This is a genomic window from Microbulbifer mixtoriginis (SeqCode) (genome assembly GCF_052467515.1).
The window spans coordinates 4,159,743-4,176,251 of record NZ_CP174314.1; the positions used below are offsets into that span (position 1 = coordinate 4,159,743).

15 protein-coding genes are annotated in these 16,509 nt (G+C 53.2%); 4 read left to right on the plus strand and 11 right to left on the minus strand.

The genetic code is table 11. The annotated features are described in order from the left end of the window. Nucleotides 1-45: 45 nt before the first annotated feature. A complete protein-coding gene (locus ACJJIT_RS17960; RefSeq protein ID WP_444883568.1) occupies nt 46-2,133 on the minus strand; it encodes an EAL domain-containing protein in 2,088 nt (695 codons plus the stop codon). A gap of 312 nt (nt 2,134-2,445) precedes the next feature. After that, nucleotides 2,446-3,468 (minus strand): EF-P beta-lysylation protein EpmB, encoded by a 1,023-nt coding sequence (gene epmB / locus ACJJIT_RS17965; RefSeq protein WP_444900930.1) that lies wholly within the window; start codon nt 3,466-3,468, stop codon nt 2,446-2,448. Between the two features lie 722 nt (nt 3,469-4,190). Here epmB and ACJJIT_RS17970 point away from each other — a divergent pair. From ACJJIT_RS17970 to epmA, 4 genes are all read left to right on the plus strand, one after another. Then, on the plus strand, nt 4,191-4,901 hold the full coding sequence (locus tag ACJJIT_RS17970; protein WP_444899230.1) for a TenA family transcriptional regulator: 711 nt from the start codon (nt 4,191-4,193) through the stop codon (nt 4,899-4,901). A 173-nt stretch (nt 4,902-5,074) separates the two neighbouring features. Then, nucleotides 5,075-5,869: an aldolase gene (locus ACJJIT_RS17975; protein WP_444899231.1), complete on the plus strand. Its 795-nt coding sequence runs from the start codon at nt 5,075-5,077 to the stop codon at nt 5,867-5,869. Nucleotides 5,870-6,201: 332 nt separating this feature from the next. Then, entirely contained in the window at nt 6,202-6,774 is a 573-nt protein-coding gene (gene efp / locus ACJJIT_RS17980) for an elongation factor P (protein WP_252084272.1), read from the plus strand. A gap of 52 nt (nt 6,775-6,826) precedes the next feature. Then, nucleotides 6,827-7,780, plus strand: a complete 954-nt coding sequence (epmA, locus tag ACJJIT_RS17985) for an EF-P lysine aminoacylase EpmA (protein ID WP_444899232.1) — start codon at nt 6,827-6,829, stop codon at nt 7,778-7,780. Between the two features lie 41 nt (nt 7,781-7,821). On the opposite strand, the gene ACJJIT_RS17990 is transcribed toward epmA, so the two are convergent. From ACJJIT_RS17990 to acs, 9 genes are all read right to left on the minus strand, one after another. Further along, nucleotides 7,822-8,616, minus strand: a complete 795-nt coding sequence (locus ACJJIT_RS17990) for a GNAT family N-acetyltransferase (protein ID WP_444899234.1) — start codon at nt 8,614-8,616, stop codon at nt 7,822-7,824. Nucleotides 8,617-8,689: 73 nt separating this feature from the next. After that, nucleotides 8,690-9,517: a serine O-acetyltransferase gene (gene cysE / locus ACJJIT_RS17995; protein WP_252084269.1), complete on the minus strand. Its 828-nt coding sequence runs from the start codon at nt 9,515-9,517 to the stop codon at nt 8,690-8,692. A gap of 1 nt (nt 9,518) precedes the next feature. Then, complete coding sequence (locus ACJJIT_RS18000) at nt 9,519-10,505, minus strand: serine/threonine protein kinase (RefSeq protein ID WP_444899235.1); 987 nt, start codon at nt 10,503-10,505, stop codon at nt 9,519-9,521. 160 nt (nt 10,506-10,665) lie between these two features. Beyond that, nucleotides 10,666-11,148 carry an ankyrin repeat domain-containing protein gene (locus ACJJIT_RS18005; RefSeq protein WP_444899236.1) on the minus strand — a complete coding sequence of 161 codons (483 nt, stop codon included), beginning with the start codon at nt 11,146-11,148 and terminating at the stop codon, nt 10,666-10,668. Nucleotides 11,149-11,203: 55 nt separating this feature from the next. Next, on the minus strand, nt 11,204-12,703 hold the full coding sequence (locus ACJJIT_RS18010; protein WP_444899237.1) for a catalase: 1,500 nt from the start codon (nt 12,701-12,703) through the stop codon (nt 11,204-11,206). 134 nt (nt 12,704-12,837) lie between these two features. Further along, on the minus strand, nt 12,838-13,236 hold the full coding sequence (locus ACJJIT_RS18015; protein ID WP_252084265.1) for a DUF6632 domain-containing protein: 399 nt from the start codon (nt 13,234-13,236) through the stop codon (nt 12,838-12,840). A gap of 39 nt (nt 13,237-13,275) precedes the next feature. After that, nucleotides 13,276-13,653, minus strand: a complete 378-nt coding sequence (locus tag ACJJIT_RS18020) for a VOC family protein (RefSeq protein ID WP_444899238.1) — start codon at nt 13,651-13,653, stop codon at nt 13,276-13,278. Nucleotides 13,654-13,846: 193 nt separating this feature from the next. Further along, nucleotides 13,847-14,263, minus strand: coding sequence for a RipA family octameric membrane protein (locus tag ACJJIT_RS18025; protein ID WP_252084263.1), 417 nt, complete (start codon nt 14,261-14,263; stop codon nt 13,847-13,849). A gap of 143 nt (nt 14,264-14,406) precedes the next feature. After that, nucleotides 14,407-16,344, minus strand: coding sequence for an acetate--CoA ligase (gene acs, locus ACJJIT_RS18030; RefSeq protein WP_444883557.1), 1,938 nt, complete (start codon nt 16,342-16,344; stop codon nt 14,407-14,409). Nucleotides 16,345-16,509: the final 165 nt, after the last annotated feature.

A 16,509-nucleotide genomic window follows, 5' to 3' on the forward strand; every position in this document is an offset into this window, starting at 1 on the left:
GGCCCATCGAGTCGCGCGGTTTTCTCTCGCCAATTAAGAGCCGGATCAATCCAGGCTAAAGTCGAAATTCATCTCATCTGCCGGAGCCTGCACATAGTAGCCCTGGATATAGTCAGTGCCGGTTTGCCAAAGAGTGGGCAACATGCTGGCCTGCTCGATATGGGGCACGATCACCTTGGTATTCGCCTCACCCAGGCGCTGTACCAACCCTGCAAGGGTGTCGCTACTCTCGCCCTCGTCCTGCACTTCGCGCACAAATGACGGGTCGATCTTGGCGATATCCACCTTCACATGCTCCAGCGCCTTAAACGGATTCAGGCCGGTACCGAAGTGACAGACTGAAACACGACAGCCGATCTGCTGTACCTGGGTCGTGAAGTCCCGCGCAGCGTGTAAATTGCTGGTGATATCCTCCTGGCGCAACTGAAAAACCACCGAGGCGGGTATCAACTTGGCGGCCTTGAAGGCCACCCCCAGCCAGGCCGGCAGGCTGTTGTCGAGTAGTGAAGCGGTAGTGAGGTGCAACAACAGCGACACCTCCTTGCCCTCGGCCCTGGCGGCGGCCGCGGCCTTGATCGCGGTAAGGATCACCCAGCGATCCATCTTTGCCGACAGCCCCGCATCACCCAGTTCCTGCAGAAAAGCCAGCGGCGCCAGTTCCTCTTTTTCATCAAGCATACGTACTAATACCTCGTACATCTGCTCGCCGGTGCCCTGCAGACTCAGGATCGGCTGGTACAGTAGCTTGAGGTTGCCCGCTTCCAGCGCCTGCACCACTCGGGCACGGTGATAGGTACCGGCATCGGCACTGTTTTCGGTATCCGGCTCATAAAGGGCAAAAGCACCGCCCTGAGCGTCTTCGCCGAGGGCCTGTTTATGGGCCGTTTGTGCCTGCTCCAGCACTTGCTGGGAGCCACTGGAAGCCTCGCTCAGTAATGAAATCCCAATCGAGGCGGTCACCTGCTGGGTCTTGCCGGCAGCATCGAAAATGGTGTCAGCAATTCGCTTGAGTATGTCTTTAGCGCGCAGCTCGATACTATCCGGCGTGGTATCGGAGCTCAGCAGGCAGAAACTGTCATCACTGTAACGTGCTAGGGTATCACCGCTGCGCTGGCAGCCCTGTAATAATTCTGCCATGGCTTTCTGCAGTGCGTCGGCACCAGCCACACCCACAACTTTTTGCACCTCCTCAGCAAAGCGATCCACCTGAATAAACATTAAGCCACCGGTGCGATGTGAATCCGCCGAAGCCTTGATGGTGGAGTCCAGTAGCTGCAAAAAATGCTGGCGGTTATATAGGCCAGTGAGAGGGTCCCGATTTTTAATATCGCTGAGCTGGGCTTCCAGCTGTTCAGTATCGCCGCGACGACTGGCAATGCGCACTTGCAAACAGCGCTCATCCTCGTAAGTCGTACTGAGTACCTCTGCACGGGTGGGCAGTGGATCGCCGCTCACAGTTCTGGCAGTAAACTGCCACTCCTTGGCTTCAACTTCATTGTTGTCGATAGCGCAGCGCTTGAGAAATTCCCGTGCGCCCTCCTGCTCATTTTCCGCCAACATATCGATCAGCGGTTGGTATTCGATATCCTCACCAGTTTCATAGCCGAAACGCTCGGCAAAGGAATCGTTGGCATATACCAGTAGGCCGTCGGAGACATAGGCTATGGCATCTTTGGAGCTGTCGAGTAATTCTTTAGCCCGCTTGAGTGTGGCGTGATATCGACGGTCGTGTAGCCGCGCCTGGCGGCGGTTTTCGAGAGCCGACATCTCGCGCTGGATCACCAACAATAGGTGTTGATCTTCATCCACCGTCACCACGTCCCTGGCGCCCAGTTTCAGCCCTTCAACCACCGGCTGAGAGCCACTGCGCTCACTCAGCAGAATCACCGGAATATCTTTTTGCAGTTTACTGATAGTGCGTAGAGTTACTGCTGGAGGAACCTGAGTACTACCTTCTGAGGCAATCACTAGGTCCCAGGTTTTATCTTGCAGCAAGCGGGTAAAAACCGCTTCATTAGCGACATGCTGGGCACGATTGGGCCTACCTGCATTGTGCAACATGCTCACCAGGCGCTGTGCCTCTGAAGGCATATCGTGAATCAGAAGGAGTCGGATAGTGTCGTTGCTATTCATTATTTGCTCTATTTATTCAGGGTAGCGCACCGCAACCCCATGCGGTAGTTTAGGGGGCCCCTGTGGTGGCATACAAGAGCACATCTGGGTGGTACGCGTGATTCAAGTCACACTATTCTTCCTACCAAAAACAAGCCCGAGAGTATTTTTTTTGCGAATAAGTAATCACTGAGCAGGCCAGCAGCTGCTTTTCTGGCCCGCGGGCTGTGCTGCGCAATTGATTGGCAGCCACTATATAGATAGGCCCTGCCGTGTATTTAGCACAGATCAATTTGACGCCATTTTTCTATCCTCTGCCCCTCAGGATTTTTATTAATCGACTTTAGAAGGTTTGACGCAAGCCTCTATTGGCGACTTGGAAGCGACACCCGGCACTTCTCGCACCAGCTTCGGCACCAAATAACCCGGTAGGCGCCGGCGCAATTGCTCAACGATTTCCACTGCCACGCTATCACTCACTTCGAAGTGGGCCGCACCGTTGACCCTGTCCAACTGATGTAGGTAATAGGGCAACACACTCGCATCAAACAGAGTTTCGCTGAGGGCCTCCAGGGCTTCGCAGCTATCATTGACGCCGCGCAGCAGCACCGCTTGATTTAACAGAGTCACTCCCGCTTCGCGTAACCTGAGCAGGGCCCCACGCACCTCAGCATCAATTTCGTTAGCGTGATTACAGTGCAAAACCAGCACTGGCTTCAGGCGCGACTGGCTGAACCAGGACAGCATCTCATCAGTAATGCGGCTCGGCGCCACAATGGGTACACGACTGTGCACGCGCAATTTATTTAGATGGGGGATCTGTGCCAGCTCACCGGCGAGCCAACCGAGTTGGCGATCATTCAATACCAGTGGATCACCACCGCTCAAAATCACCTCGCGCAACTCTGTGTGTGCGCGCACATAATCAAGCGCTGCAGACCACTGTTTGCGATTCAAATGATTATCGCCATAGGGAAATTCCCGGCGAAAGCAGTAACGACAATTTACCGCGCACTGTCCCGCTGTAATAAACAGCAGGCGACCGTGATATTTATGTACCACCCCCGGCAGTGGATTCGCCTCAGCTTCTTTTAGCGGGTCTGCACTATAACCCGCTACTACTTCCAACTCTGCAGCGCCGGGCAAAACCTGCAACAACAGCGGATCATTTGGGTCGGCAGGGCGTATACGGCGGAGAAACGGGCGCGGTACCCGCAAGGCAAACTTGTTATTGGCCCGTTGCGCCCAAGGCATCTGCGCCGGGTCAAGCTGCAGCAACCGGATCAACTCTTCGGGATCAGTGATCAGGTCTGAAAGTTCATCCTGCCAGCGGCGGGCTTCGGAGATGTCGATCATTTCGCTGTCGACGGCTGGGGATTTCACCATAGGAATACGCACGGAAGGGAGCAACACTAAAGAAGCCATTGTACCAGAAGCTGCTCCCAGCACAGACGCTCCAGGTATTCGGCCTACCAAGCCTGATAGCGGTACCCAAAAGGCGGAAAACTGTCGATCAAAGTTACCGATCCAAAACCAATAAAACCACACAGTCACAATGGTTTTAAAGCCAATTAATATCGGGTTCAGTCAGGTCCACACCCTGAATTTCAGTAACAAGGAGTGTAAACCAAGCCTATGCCAAATATTTTTTCTCTCACAATTATTCAACTTTGTCACATAAACAACGAAAAAAAATCGACAAAAAAATAAACGCCACACTGGCCTTGAGATTAGAAAATCTCAATATCGCCCTTTCAATATAGGCGCACAGCCTGCGCTGCAAGCGAAGTAACGACTTCACTACCACTAAAGTAAAAAATCACTCCGAATCAATAAAAGTTGTTACTAACAAAAAAATAACTACCAGCATAAAAATATTACTACTCATACAAATTTCCTTAGGAAAATCTTCACAATTCCCCCATTCACAACAGGGTTAATACGGTGTTAATTTAACCAAAGACAAAGCGATAACAACCTTGTCTTTCTTGAATTCAGTGCACTCGAATTTCAATAAAAAAATAAACCGGACATCTTCCTCGTCCAATAAAAATGGAATTACATAAAGGAATAATTCGATGGAAATGCAGCTTGAGTTACTTGAGGCAAATAAAGATTTACTGATTGAGCAAACTCGTGCTCACCCATTCCTCAAGCGCTGCCGCGATGGCTCTATAACCATGGAAGAGCTGAAAATTTTCCTGGTCCAACAGGGAATTTACAGCAGCTACTTCGTACGTTACCTGTGTGCGATGATGGCCAACCTCCCCAGTAATCAAGAAGTACATAAGCTGGCTGAAAACCTGATGGAAGAACTGGGTTTGGAACCCGACAGCCCCAAGCCCCACGCTGAGATTTACCGCGAGACTCTCGAGCATTTTGGTCTGAGCTTGGAAAATGCAGAAATTCTGCCGGGCACCCAGCACCTGATCGACACTATGTTCCAACACTGCCGCGACCTGCGTGCCAGCTCGGGACTGGGCGCACTATGCCTGGGCGCAGAGGCACTGGTACCGGACCTTTATAGCGATATCGTAGCCGGCTTCCGCGCCCGCGGCGTGGCAGACGAACAGTTAACTTTCTTTCTGCTGCATATCGAATGCGACGACGGCCATGCTGAAACCATCCGCGATATTATGGTCGATATCGGCAGTAAAGATGCCTCCCAGCTTGATGTCATGCTCGATGCGGGACGCCGTCTGGTGCAGGCCCGCCAACAATTCTTCGATTCTATCGAAACTGCCTACCGCACCTCGAAACAGAGTCAGCCCCAAGCGATCCCCGCCTAAGCCGTGTTTGCCCGGCCATGTATTGTGGCTGGGCACAATACAGGGATGTTTTTACCACAGTGAAATCACTGTGCTTGCTGCAAAAAATTAAAAAGATTGAACGGCACTTTCCCAGAGTTCCACCGCGTACGGCAACCGGTGAACATTCTGTGCCGTAAATATTGGAGTTAAAAATGGCTGAAACACTATCAATGAATAAAAGCGAGCTGATTGAGCGCGCCAGCAAATCCATGAAGCAGCATCTGGGCGTGCCCGATTGGACTCTGCGTGAAAAACTTGCGCTCACCTGCCGTATTCTTTTTGCCCACGGACACGACTCCGGTCTGGCCGGACAGATCACCGCCCGAGCAGAAACACCAGGAAATTATTACACCCAGCGCCTGGGCCTGGGTTTTGATGAAATTACCGCGTCCAATTTGCTGGAAGTGAATGAAGATCTCGAAGTCCTTTCCGGCGACGGCATGGCCAACCCTGCCAACCGCTTCCATACTTGGATTTACCGTGCACGTCCGGATGTTAAGTGCATAGTGCACAGCCATCCAATTCATATCTCTGCACTGTCCATGCTGGAGCGCCCACTGAAAATTTCCCACATGGACGCCTGCATGCTGTACGACGACATCGCCTTCCTCAAGGAGTGGCCAGGCGTGCCGGTGGGCAACAGCGAGGGCGAGTTGATTGCTGAAGCGATCGATGACAAGCGCGCTATTCTGCTCGCTCACCACGGCCTGATCATTGCCTGCCGCTCCGTCGAGGAAGCCTGCTCCATGGCCCTCCAGTGCGAGCGCGCCGCCCAGTTGCAAATGCTGGCGGAGTCCTCTGGCACCATTCAGGATATAAAACCGGAACTCGGCCGCGAAGCCCACGACTGGATCCTGCAGGAAAAACGCAGTCAGGCTACCTTCGCTTACTATGCCAGACGCCTGCTGCGGGATATCGACAAAAGCAGCGATAATCCGCTTGGCTAATACACAGCCACCGCTACTTTTTTCAGTCCGCGGGCCCAAACCTGCGGGCTCGCAAGCAGCTCCAGACAAGATCTGTACAAGCGGCCATAACAACTCTTCAAATCGCCGCACGGAGTCGTTCAAGCCGCCGCCCTCCTGTATAATCTCGCCCCAACATTTCAGGGCCGCAGGTAAAGTCTCTGCGCCGCGGCCTAACGAGTCGCCTGCAGCTACCATTTTTGGCGGGAGCGCACGGGATTCCCAGGGCTGGAGCGGGCCGCGGCCGGGCTTTTGTGAGGGGAAAACTCGTTAAAAATCATAGAGATACATGACTTATAAGGGCTCTAATTGCTATGGCTAATTACTCTACCAACGAATTCAAGGGCGGCCTCAAGGTAATGCTCGACGGCGATCCCTGCTCGATTGTAGAAAACGAGTTCGTCAAACCTGGCAAGGGCCAGGCATTCAACCGCGTTAAACTGCGCAACCTGAAAACCGGCCGAGTTTGGGAGCGCACCTTCCGCTCCGGCGAAAGCTTGGAAGGCGCAGATGTTATGGACCGCGAGATGGAATACCTCTACAACGATGGAGAGTTCTTCCACTTTATGGAGCCCGAAACCTTCGAACAGCACCAGGCCAGCACCGACGCAGTGGGCGACGCATCCAAATGGCTGAAAGAGCAGGATATCTGCACTGTAACCCTGTACAACGGTTCTCCGCTGGCAGTCACTCCGCCCAACCACGTCATTCTGGAAATCACTGACACCGATCCCGGCCTGCGCGGCGATACCGCCCAGGGCGGCACCAAGCCGGCTACCCTGGCTACCGGCGCTGTGGTTAAAGTGCCGTTGTTCCTGGAAATCGGCGAGACCATCAAAGTAGATACCCGCACCGGTGAATACCTGGGCCGCGCCAAAGAAGATTAATTTCCCACCTCTCGCGGGCGGCCACCGGCCGTCCGCCGCCTGAGCCAATCCCATGACCTTTAACCTCTGGCGTCCTAGCGCCACCATTGAAGCCCTGCGCCATCGCGCCGCGTTACTGGCTGAAATTCGTCAATTTTTTACTGTGCGCAAGGTGCTGGAAACCGAAGTGCCAGTGCTTTCACGCCGCGCTACCAGCGACCCGCATATCGATTCCATTCCCACCCAATGCGGTGGTGACAACGCCTACCTGGCCACCAGTCCAGAGTTTGGGCTGAAGCGCTTGCTGGCCGCCGGTTTCGGCGACTGCTACTACCTGGGCAAGGCGTTTCGCCAAGGTGAAGCAGGCAGCCGCCACAACCCGGAATTCACCATGTTGGAGTGGTATCGCTGCGGCTGGGATGATCGACGCCTGATGGACGAAGTGGCCGATCTACTGAGCAAAGTACTAGAAATCCAACAAGTGCAGTTACTCAGCTATCGGGAGTTGTTCCAGCGCGAATTACAGCTGGACCCCCATAACGCCAGCGATAGTGACTTACACCGCTGTGTCGAGCAGGAGATGGACCTGGCCTTCAGCCCCGCTGATCGCAGCGAATGTCTGGACTTGCTGATGAGCCATCGCCTGGAGCCCACCATGGGTGAGGGTATTACGCTGCTGTACGACTTCCCCGCAGACCAAGCGGCGCTTGCCAAGGTGCTTCCCGACGAAAGTGGCACCCCAGTGGCAAGGCGCTTCGAAGCCTATGTGGGCGGATTGGAGCTAGCCAACGGTTATTGGGAATTGACCGATGGTGCGGAACAGCTGCGCCGTTTCCAAGCGGACCATGCCTATCGCCAAAAGCGCGGCCTCAATCTCTATCCCTATGAGGAGCGATTAGTGGAGGCATTGCGGGCGGGGATGCCGGAGTGTGCCGGTGTGTCACTTGGTGTGGATCGTTTATTGATGTTGGCCGGTGGTTACAAAACCATCGAAGAGGTGATCGCCTTTCCTATTGAACGCGCTTGACCCTCGTCAGACTCTATAGAACAGCAAGCTGATCAGCCCCCTCAAGGCGTGTAAACATAGCGCGCCACCTCGCCCACAGCAAAAAAGCCGCAATCCAATGGCAACTGCTGACGTTCCGCAGGTACCAGCGCCACTAGACTGCGGTGATGACTGCTCTGAGCCTGCTCCAGCAGATAGTGAAACAGAGCCCGACCAATCCCCTGCCCTCGGTAGTCTTGCAGAGTCACCAGATCGTAGAGTCCCAGAGCATCGGCGGAGGCAAACAGGCAGCCCGCCGCCACCGGAGTACCCTGCAACCGTGCCAAAAAGAACCTGAGCCGCGCTCGGCGCTGTTCGGGAATCTCCGCCAGTGCCGTGTAAAATTTTTTTAGCTCCGCGGCTTCCAGGGCACTGCCGCACTCCGCCGCCTGTACTTCTGCATATTCGGGCAGAGCCTCTTTTTTTACCGGGGACAGCACCAACCCATCCACTTTCTGTGCGGCCCCCTGCACTGCCAGGCGTTCAATTTCTGCGGCCATCGCCACCTGCGATTGCTTGCGCTGTAATCCCAGCTGCGCCAGAGCCTCGTCATCGAGCGGCTTGGAGGCGCTGTGCCACAAGGTAAATGCGCTGTGGCGCTCGGCAAAATAGTCCAGCGCAAAGCGCTGCAGTATACGTGGCTGCATCACTGTATTGGAAACCGCCTGGTTGAGATGGCCCGATAAAAGACCAGTATCACTGCGCACAATACCGGTGATCTCTTTGGTGTGATTGGGATTGAGCAGAGCCGCACAATAACTGGCGTGAGCCTCTAGATTGCGGCAGACAAGGTTTTTGGCGCTGAGACTATATTTCATGGGTACAAGGATAGTTCCGTTTATCCAACTCCCTAAAGAACGAAAAACCCCGCACAAGGCGGGGTTGCGATCACTACTTTTCCACTTGCGAAAGCGCGCACTGATCCATAGACATTGCCGGCTGGGCACAAGTCGCCGGCCCCACCACTTTGGCCGGCACACCGGCCACCAGGGTTTTTGCCGGTACCGGCTTTAAGACCACACTGCCAGAGGCCACCTGGGCGCATTCGCCCACTTCGATATTGCCCAGTACCTTGCTGCCGGCGCCAATCAGAACCCCACAGCGAATCTTGGGATGGCGGTCGCCACTCTCCTTGCCGGTCCCCCCCAGGGTTACTGACTGCATGATAGAAACATTGTCCTCCACTATCGCAGTCTCACCAATCACAATACCGGTAGCGTGGTCCAACAGGATACCCTCCCCCACTTTTGCCGCAGGGTGAATATCCACACTGAACACCACCGAGACCCGGTGTTGTAAAAACATGGCCAGCGAACGCCGCTGCTGCCTCCACAACCAGTGCGCCACCCGGTGCACCTGCAGGGCGTGAAACCCTTTGAAGTAGAGGAAGGGCTCGTGCATGGAATTGCATGCGGAGTCCCGTAGGTAAGTGGCATTCAGATCCGCGCGCGCCGCACGACCTATTTCCGGGTCGGCCGCCAGGGCTTCATCGATCACCTCGCGGATCAGCAGTGCCGGCGCCACGGCATTGTCCAACTTGTTAGCCAGGTGAAAGCTGAGGGCCGCCTCCAAGGAGCTGTGATTGAGAATAGTGGCGTGCAGAAAACTGGCCAGGATCGGTTCGCGTTCGACCTGCTGTGCCACTTCGATGCGAATTCGCTCCCATAGTAAATCCGAGTTTGTCTCGGTGCATGAGGCATTCACAGTGGACTCTTCCATATCAAACCGCTCCCAGTGTCAGAGGTGGCTCCAGTAGTGCCGATTGCTGCTCGCGCAGTGCCAGTATATGTTCCGCCCAATAACGAGGCGTGTTAAACCAGGGAAATGCCTGGGGAAAAGCCGGATCCTGCCAGCGGCGCGCCAGCCAGGCAGCGTGGTGCATCTGGCGCAAACAGCGCAATGGTTCCACCAGCTGCAACTGCTGAGGATCAAAACTATAGAAGGTTTCATAACCTTCGAGTACCGCATCAAGGTAGGCGGTTTGCTCGGCGCGATTGCCAGAGATCAGCATCCAGATATCCTGGATGGCCGGGCCCATCAGGCAGTCATCCAGATCCACAAACCAGGGAGTCTCATCGCGCCACAGGAAGTTACCACTGTGACAGTCACCGTGCAGACGCAGTAAGTCCCAGTCACGCTCAAACAACGGGGCGACCTGTTCAATAATATGCCCGGTTACCGAGGAGTAGGCCTCACGGTTTTCCCTCGGTAAAAAATCACCATCCAGGATAAATTCTCGGCTATCAATGGCAAAGTGCTTTAGAGTCAGAGTCGGGCGATGAATAAAGGGCTTGGCGCCACCCACTGCGTGGATACGCCCGAGCATAGTGCCCACCTGCTCCAGATGATCGAAATTATCCAGCTCCAGCTGGCGCCCCCCGCGGCGGGGAAACAAGGCAAAGCGAAAGCCTGCCGACTCCAGCAGGGTATGCCCATCAAACTGCATCGGCGCCACCACCGGAATCTCCGCTTCGGCCAATTCCAGGGTGAAACGATGCTCTTCCTGAATCTGCTCATCACTCCAGCGGCCGGGGCGGTAAAATTTGGCGATCAATGGCTCCGCACCCTCAATGCCCACTTGGTAGACCCGGTTTTCATAACTGTTTAAGGGGAAAATACGCGCATCGGAAATCAGCCCGGTGCTCTCGACACAGTCAATCACCACGTCCGGCGTAAGGGCTTCATAGGGATGGTGGCTCTGGGTCATAGCGGGTACCAACTGAATATCGGTTGGCTATGCTAACGCGCTCGCGGGGGCGGGGACAAACACAGAATAGCCCCGCAGCTTTAGCGACACCCAAAGAGGCTGCAGAAGGGGAAGTGGCGTGCAATAGCACTAACCAGAACCACTCCCTGAATTGCAGTGACTAACCGCCACTTGACCGCTGTTGCTGCAATAGCTGAACCATTTGGTCACGACCAAAGAGCTCGGCAAAATCCTCTGCCGAATGGCCGGCCCTATTGACCTGTTGCGAATCACAGTCCTGCTTTAACAGGGTTCTTGCCAAGGCAAACTCACCACGAAAAATTGCCGCCATCAACGCAGTATTGCCGCGACGATCCTGTGCACAGGCATCCGCCCCCCTTTGCAACAAATAATCCACAGCTTCCCTGCGGCCGTTATAGGTGGCAATCATCAGTGCCGTATAGCCTTTTGAATTGCGGGTATTTAGGGGAAATCCGGCTTGCGAGAATTCACGCAGCACCTCGGTATCACCAATCCTGGCAGCGGCAAAAAAATACTGGGAGAGTTCGGTAAAGTCAGAGTCATTTTTTTCCGGCTCCACTGCCTGAGCCATTAGAGTTAGCCCCTGAGCGAGAAAGACGATTGCAAAAAGAATTGATCTCATGAGTTCACCTAAACATTTTAGTGGGCGGCAACTGCCGCCCACCAATGGGTCAATATTACTGGGCCAGTTCTTTCACTCGGCTCAGGTTGCCACCAACCACTTTGGTCAGGCGCTGGCCATAGTCTTTATCGGCGTGGTAGAAATAGCTCAGCATAATGTGTTTGGTGTTGTCATCGCGCACCTTACCCAGATCACCGGCTAGGTTTTCGATCAGGTTCTGACGCTCTTTCAAGCTCAAGCTGCGATAGAAAACACCGGCCTGGGCAAATGGCAGTTTCTTCTCAATCGCCTTTTGCTGGGTACTGCCAGTGAGCAGCTTATTGCTGTACAGGCCTTTGGGATCTTCGCTGCGGGCATCAATACGGCTCGGCTGATAGTTCACATCGGAAGTCTGCTGCCCGTAATTTGCGGCTCCATCTTGGTTCCAGTTATTCACTACTGCGCGGGGACGATTGATCGGCAGCTGCTGATGATTCGCTCCCAAGCGATACATTTGAGTATCGGAGTAGGAGAAAACACGGCCCTGCAGCAGACGGTCTTCAGACGGTTCAATGCCGGGCACAATATTGGCTGGCGCAAATGCGGCTTGCTCAGTTTCCTGGAAAAAATTAGTGGGCACACGGTTGAGCGTCATGGTGCCGACTTTGGTTTCCTCCACATCCAGCCACATTTTAGTCGCGTCGAGTGGGTTGTAATTAAAGCCATCAAGCTGAGAAGGTTTCAGTACCTTGATATACAAATCCCACTGGGGGTAGTCTCCTTTCTCAATGGCCGCGTACATATCTCGCGTCGCATGACTGAAATCTTTCGACTGGATTTCCGCCGCTTCCTCCGCACTTAGGTTTTTAATACCCTGGCGGGTTTTCCAGTGGAATTTCACATAATGTACTTCGCCCTTATCATTGATAAGTTTATAGGCGTGCACACCCCAACCATCCATTTGACGCAAGTTTGCCGGGGTGCCGTAGTCAGAATAAACCCAGCTGAGCATATGGGTGGCTTCTGGTACATGGCTAAAGAAATCGAAAAAGCGATTTGGATCCTGCTGATTAGTTACCGGAGAGGGTTTCAGGGAATGCACCATATCCGGAAATTTAATCGCATCGCGAATAAAAAATACCGGCAGATTATTGCCTACGAGATCCCAGTTGCCCTCATCGGTATAAAACTTGGTGGCGAAGCCACGGGGATCACGCAGAGTTTCCGGCGAGCCTTTGGAATGAATTACGGTTGAGAAGCGTACGAAGACTGGTGTCTTACTACCGGGCTCAAATACCACCGCTCGGGTCAGGTCACCAATATCCTTTGTAGCGACAAATTCACCGTGTACTCCTGTGCCGCGCGCATGTACAACCCGCTCTGGAATACGCTCGCGGGCAAAGCGTTGTAATTTCTGGATCAGGTGCACATCCTGCAGTAAATTTCCACCATTTTCTCCCGCAGTTTGTGAGTTCTGATTGTCACCTATCGGTGCGCCATTATCGCGAGTTAATGTCTCAGCATTGGCACCGCCTATCAGGCCGATAGTTAATGCAAATAAAGGAAGATATTTCATCGGCAAGTCCGTCCCTAAAATTGTTTCTATTACAGGGACAGAGCTTATAAGCGAGTATATTTAGTGGGAAATTAGACCTTATTATCGTTCTTATAGTTGGGATTAATAAGCTGCACTGACTATAAAATTCCCCCTCAAGTTTTATCACTTTTTTTAAAGTGACGCTTTGGCATCAGATACCAAAGCACAATTGCCACCAAAAAAAGCGCAGGAATATCTCCCAACAAATTCGCTCGCTCAGTGCGATCGTACAATGCCTGAAACAGCATAATGGTGGCATGCACCAGGCTGGACCAAACGGTAAACCAAATTAAGCTGGCATTGGCTGCGGGATCTTTTGCCGCGCGAATAAGAAAAACACCCAAAGTTGCATAGATCCCCATAATCATCTGCTCATATTCCGGCTGTCGTGGGGTCCACCCCCACCCAGATGGCCAAACCCACATCATCATCGGATAAATAGCAAATATAAAGATCAGACCTACGACTACCAGTGCAATAGGTAGGTACTTGGCGCGGACAGCATCATCCATAATAAAGTCTCTATTTTATTAGCTAAGCAACTACCTGAATTATTCCTGCAAATCGCCGGGCAAATGACAAACCACCTCAAGATTGTTGCCATCCGGGTCTAATACATAGGCTGCGTAGTAATCCGGGTGATACTCTTCATAGATATCCGGTACACCATTATCGGTACCACCCGCTGCCAATGCGGCTCGATAGAAATCACGCACCACCTCACGTTCCTCGGCCCGAAAGGCAATATGTAGCTGAGAGCTGCTGACTTCCTCGCCGCGAATCCAAAATTCCGGCTTATCCGCCCAGCCAAAACCAGCTGAATTATCAAACTCCATCACCAATTCATACCCCAAACACGCCAGGGCCTGGCGATAAAACTCACGGGAGCAGGTAAAATCTTCGACCGGTATTCTGATGTGATCCAACATGGATTTACTTTCCCTTTCATAGGCTGGCTTCACCGCCAATCTGCAAGATAGTCCAGGGAAGGGAGTTAGACCTTGCTCGGAGTGGAATCGTGACGGGCTTTACTGCGTGAAAAGAACCATTACAGTGTCGAGGCTGACGGCAACCCAGCAAATTCTGTCGCCAAGTTGCCATGCCAAAATTTGAGGGGTCGGGTTAAGGAGTGATATACCAGTGATACAACCCATATGCTGCCACACCAAATCCAAAGATAAGCTGGCCGACCAAAAGTACCCGATAGGCAAAGGTGTAACGCGCAATTTCTCCACGGCGGATAGCGTCATTGGAAAAAATTCTGGCCTCTTCGGGATACTGCTGCTCGAGATTTTGCAGGGCGGGTACCGCTAACCTAAGTAGCTCGCGGCTGCGTACATCCATCAACCAAAATACCGTTACCAGGATCATCACAAAACCACCGAGCAGGGCCAATATAAGCGGGTGAAAATTTTTCTCCACCGCAGTAAAAATCCCACCCTCCACAAACATGGTCAGTACAACAAAAAAATTAAAAACCTTGAGGCGCTGGTCAGCTGCAAAGCGATAGTGCTCACAAAGGTACTTTACCTGCTCCAAACTCTTTCTCCTTGAGTCAATTTACTGGCCTTGAACCACCGCGCGATGGCACCGATAAGAGCAAAAAAGCCGGGCGATGCCCGGCTTTTCTACAGTCCCCAACAGCCGCGCCGCCAGGGAATAGTACTTGCGCTAAATTCAGGTCAGCGATTTTCGCGATGTGCCAGTAGATCGTCAACTACTGCAGGGTCCGCCAGGGTGGAGGTATCTCCAAGGTTATCCAACTCATTACAGGCTATCTTGCGCAGAATACGCCGCATAATTTTTCCCGAGCGGGTTTTAGGCAGGCCCGGCGCCCATTGAATGACATCCGGCTTGGCAATAGGCCCTATCTCTTTGGAGCAGAGTTCAATTAACGCCTGCCGCAAGGCTTCACTGGGTTCCCGCCCTGATTTCAGGGTAACAAACGCATAGATACCCTGCCCCTTAATATCATGTGGATAACCCACCACCGCGGCCTCTGCGGTGTCCGGGTGCAATACCAGAGCACTCTCGATCTCAGCGGTGCCTAGGCGGTGGCCGGAAACATTCAACACATCGTCGATACGCCCAGTGATCCAGTAGTAACCATCCGCATCCCTGCGCGCACCATCGCCAGTAAAGTAATAACCGGGATAAGTGGAAAAGTAGGTATCGATCATACGTTGGCGATCGCCATATACTCCGCGAATCATCGAGGGCCAGCTTTTTTTAATCGCCAGAGCACCCTCTCCTGCTCCTTCGATTTCTTTGCCGTCCCCATCCAACAACACCGGCTGCACACCAAAGAAAGGCTTTGTGGCAGAACCCGGTTTAAGCGCCATAGCACCGGGTAGCGGTGTGATCATATGAGCGCCGGTTTCCGTCTGCCACCAGGTATCCACAATAGGGCAGCGCTCATCACCGACTACCTTGTAATACCACTCCCAGGCCTCTGGATTAATTGGCTCACCCACTGTCCCCAATAGTCGCAAGGAGCTGCGTTCTGTACTGGTGACAAACGCATCCCCCGCTCCCATTAGTGCACGGATCGCTGTAGGCGCAGTGTAAAAGCTGTTGACCTGATGTTTATCCACAACCTGCCAAAAACGTGAGGCATCCGGATAGGTGGGCACGCCTTCAAACATTAACGTGGTGGCTCCGGCAGCCAGGGGACCGTAGACGATATAGCTATGGCCGGTAATCCAACCGACATCCGCGGTGCACCAGAAAACCTCACCCTCCCGATAATCAAATACATATTTGAAAGTCATGGTGGCCATCAGCAAATAACCAGCGGTGGTATGTAGCACCCCTTTTGGTTTGCCGGTGGAACCGGAGGTATAGAGGATGAACAGCGGATCTTCAGCGCTGACGACTTCTGGTGCACAGTCGCCATCCATTTCTGCGATGGCATCCGCATACCAGATATCCCGTTTACTATCCCAGTCCACTGGGGCGCCGATATGCTTTACCACAATGGCCGTATGAACGCTGGGGCACTCAGACAGGGCCTGATCTACATTAGCCTTGAGGGGAATATGCTTACCCCCTCGAATCGCTTCATCGGCGGTAATCACCAAGCGACAATCAGAGTCGAGTATGCGATCCCTTAGCGAAACCGGCGAGAAACCGCCAAACACCACCGAATGCACCGCACCAATACGGGCACAGGCGAGCATGGCATAGGCCGCCTCGGGAATCATGGGCATATAAATGCAAACCCGATCCCCTTTCTTCACTCCACGAGATTTCAACAAGTTCGCCAGGCGGCACACATTGTCATACAGAGTGCGATAGGTAATCGCTACACTATCCGCAGGGTCGTCTCCCTCCCACAAAATGGCGGTTTGCTCACTGCGGCTAGCTAAGTGTCTGTCGATGCAATTCACCGTGACATTGAGTTGACCATCGGCAAACCAAGCCGTATGCCCTCGGTGCATATCCTCCTCCAGCACCTGGGTAAAAGATTTTTCCCACTGCAGAAAATCCTTGGCCTGCTGAGCCCAGAATGCCTCTGGATCTTGCACCGATTGTCGATACATTTTTTCGTAGTCTTCAGCGCCAATCAGAGCATTGGCGGCAAACTTGGCAGGTATGGGGCGGGTATGCACATCTGACATCATCTTCTCCCTTATTATTAGCGTGGCACCTTGGCCTAGAGAATTCTGAATTTATGGGGTCTTATTCGACTCACTTTATAGCATTGCCTGGGTGAAACAATCCCCCCACCGCTGGCAGAGTTGAAAAGTAGGAAACATTCACACGGTACAAGATAATTCGTCCAT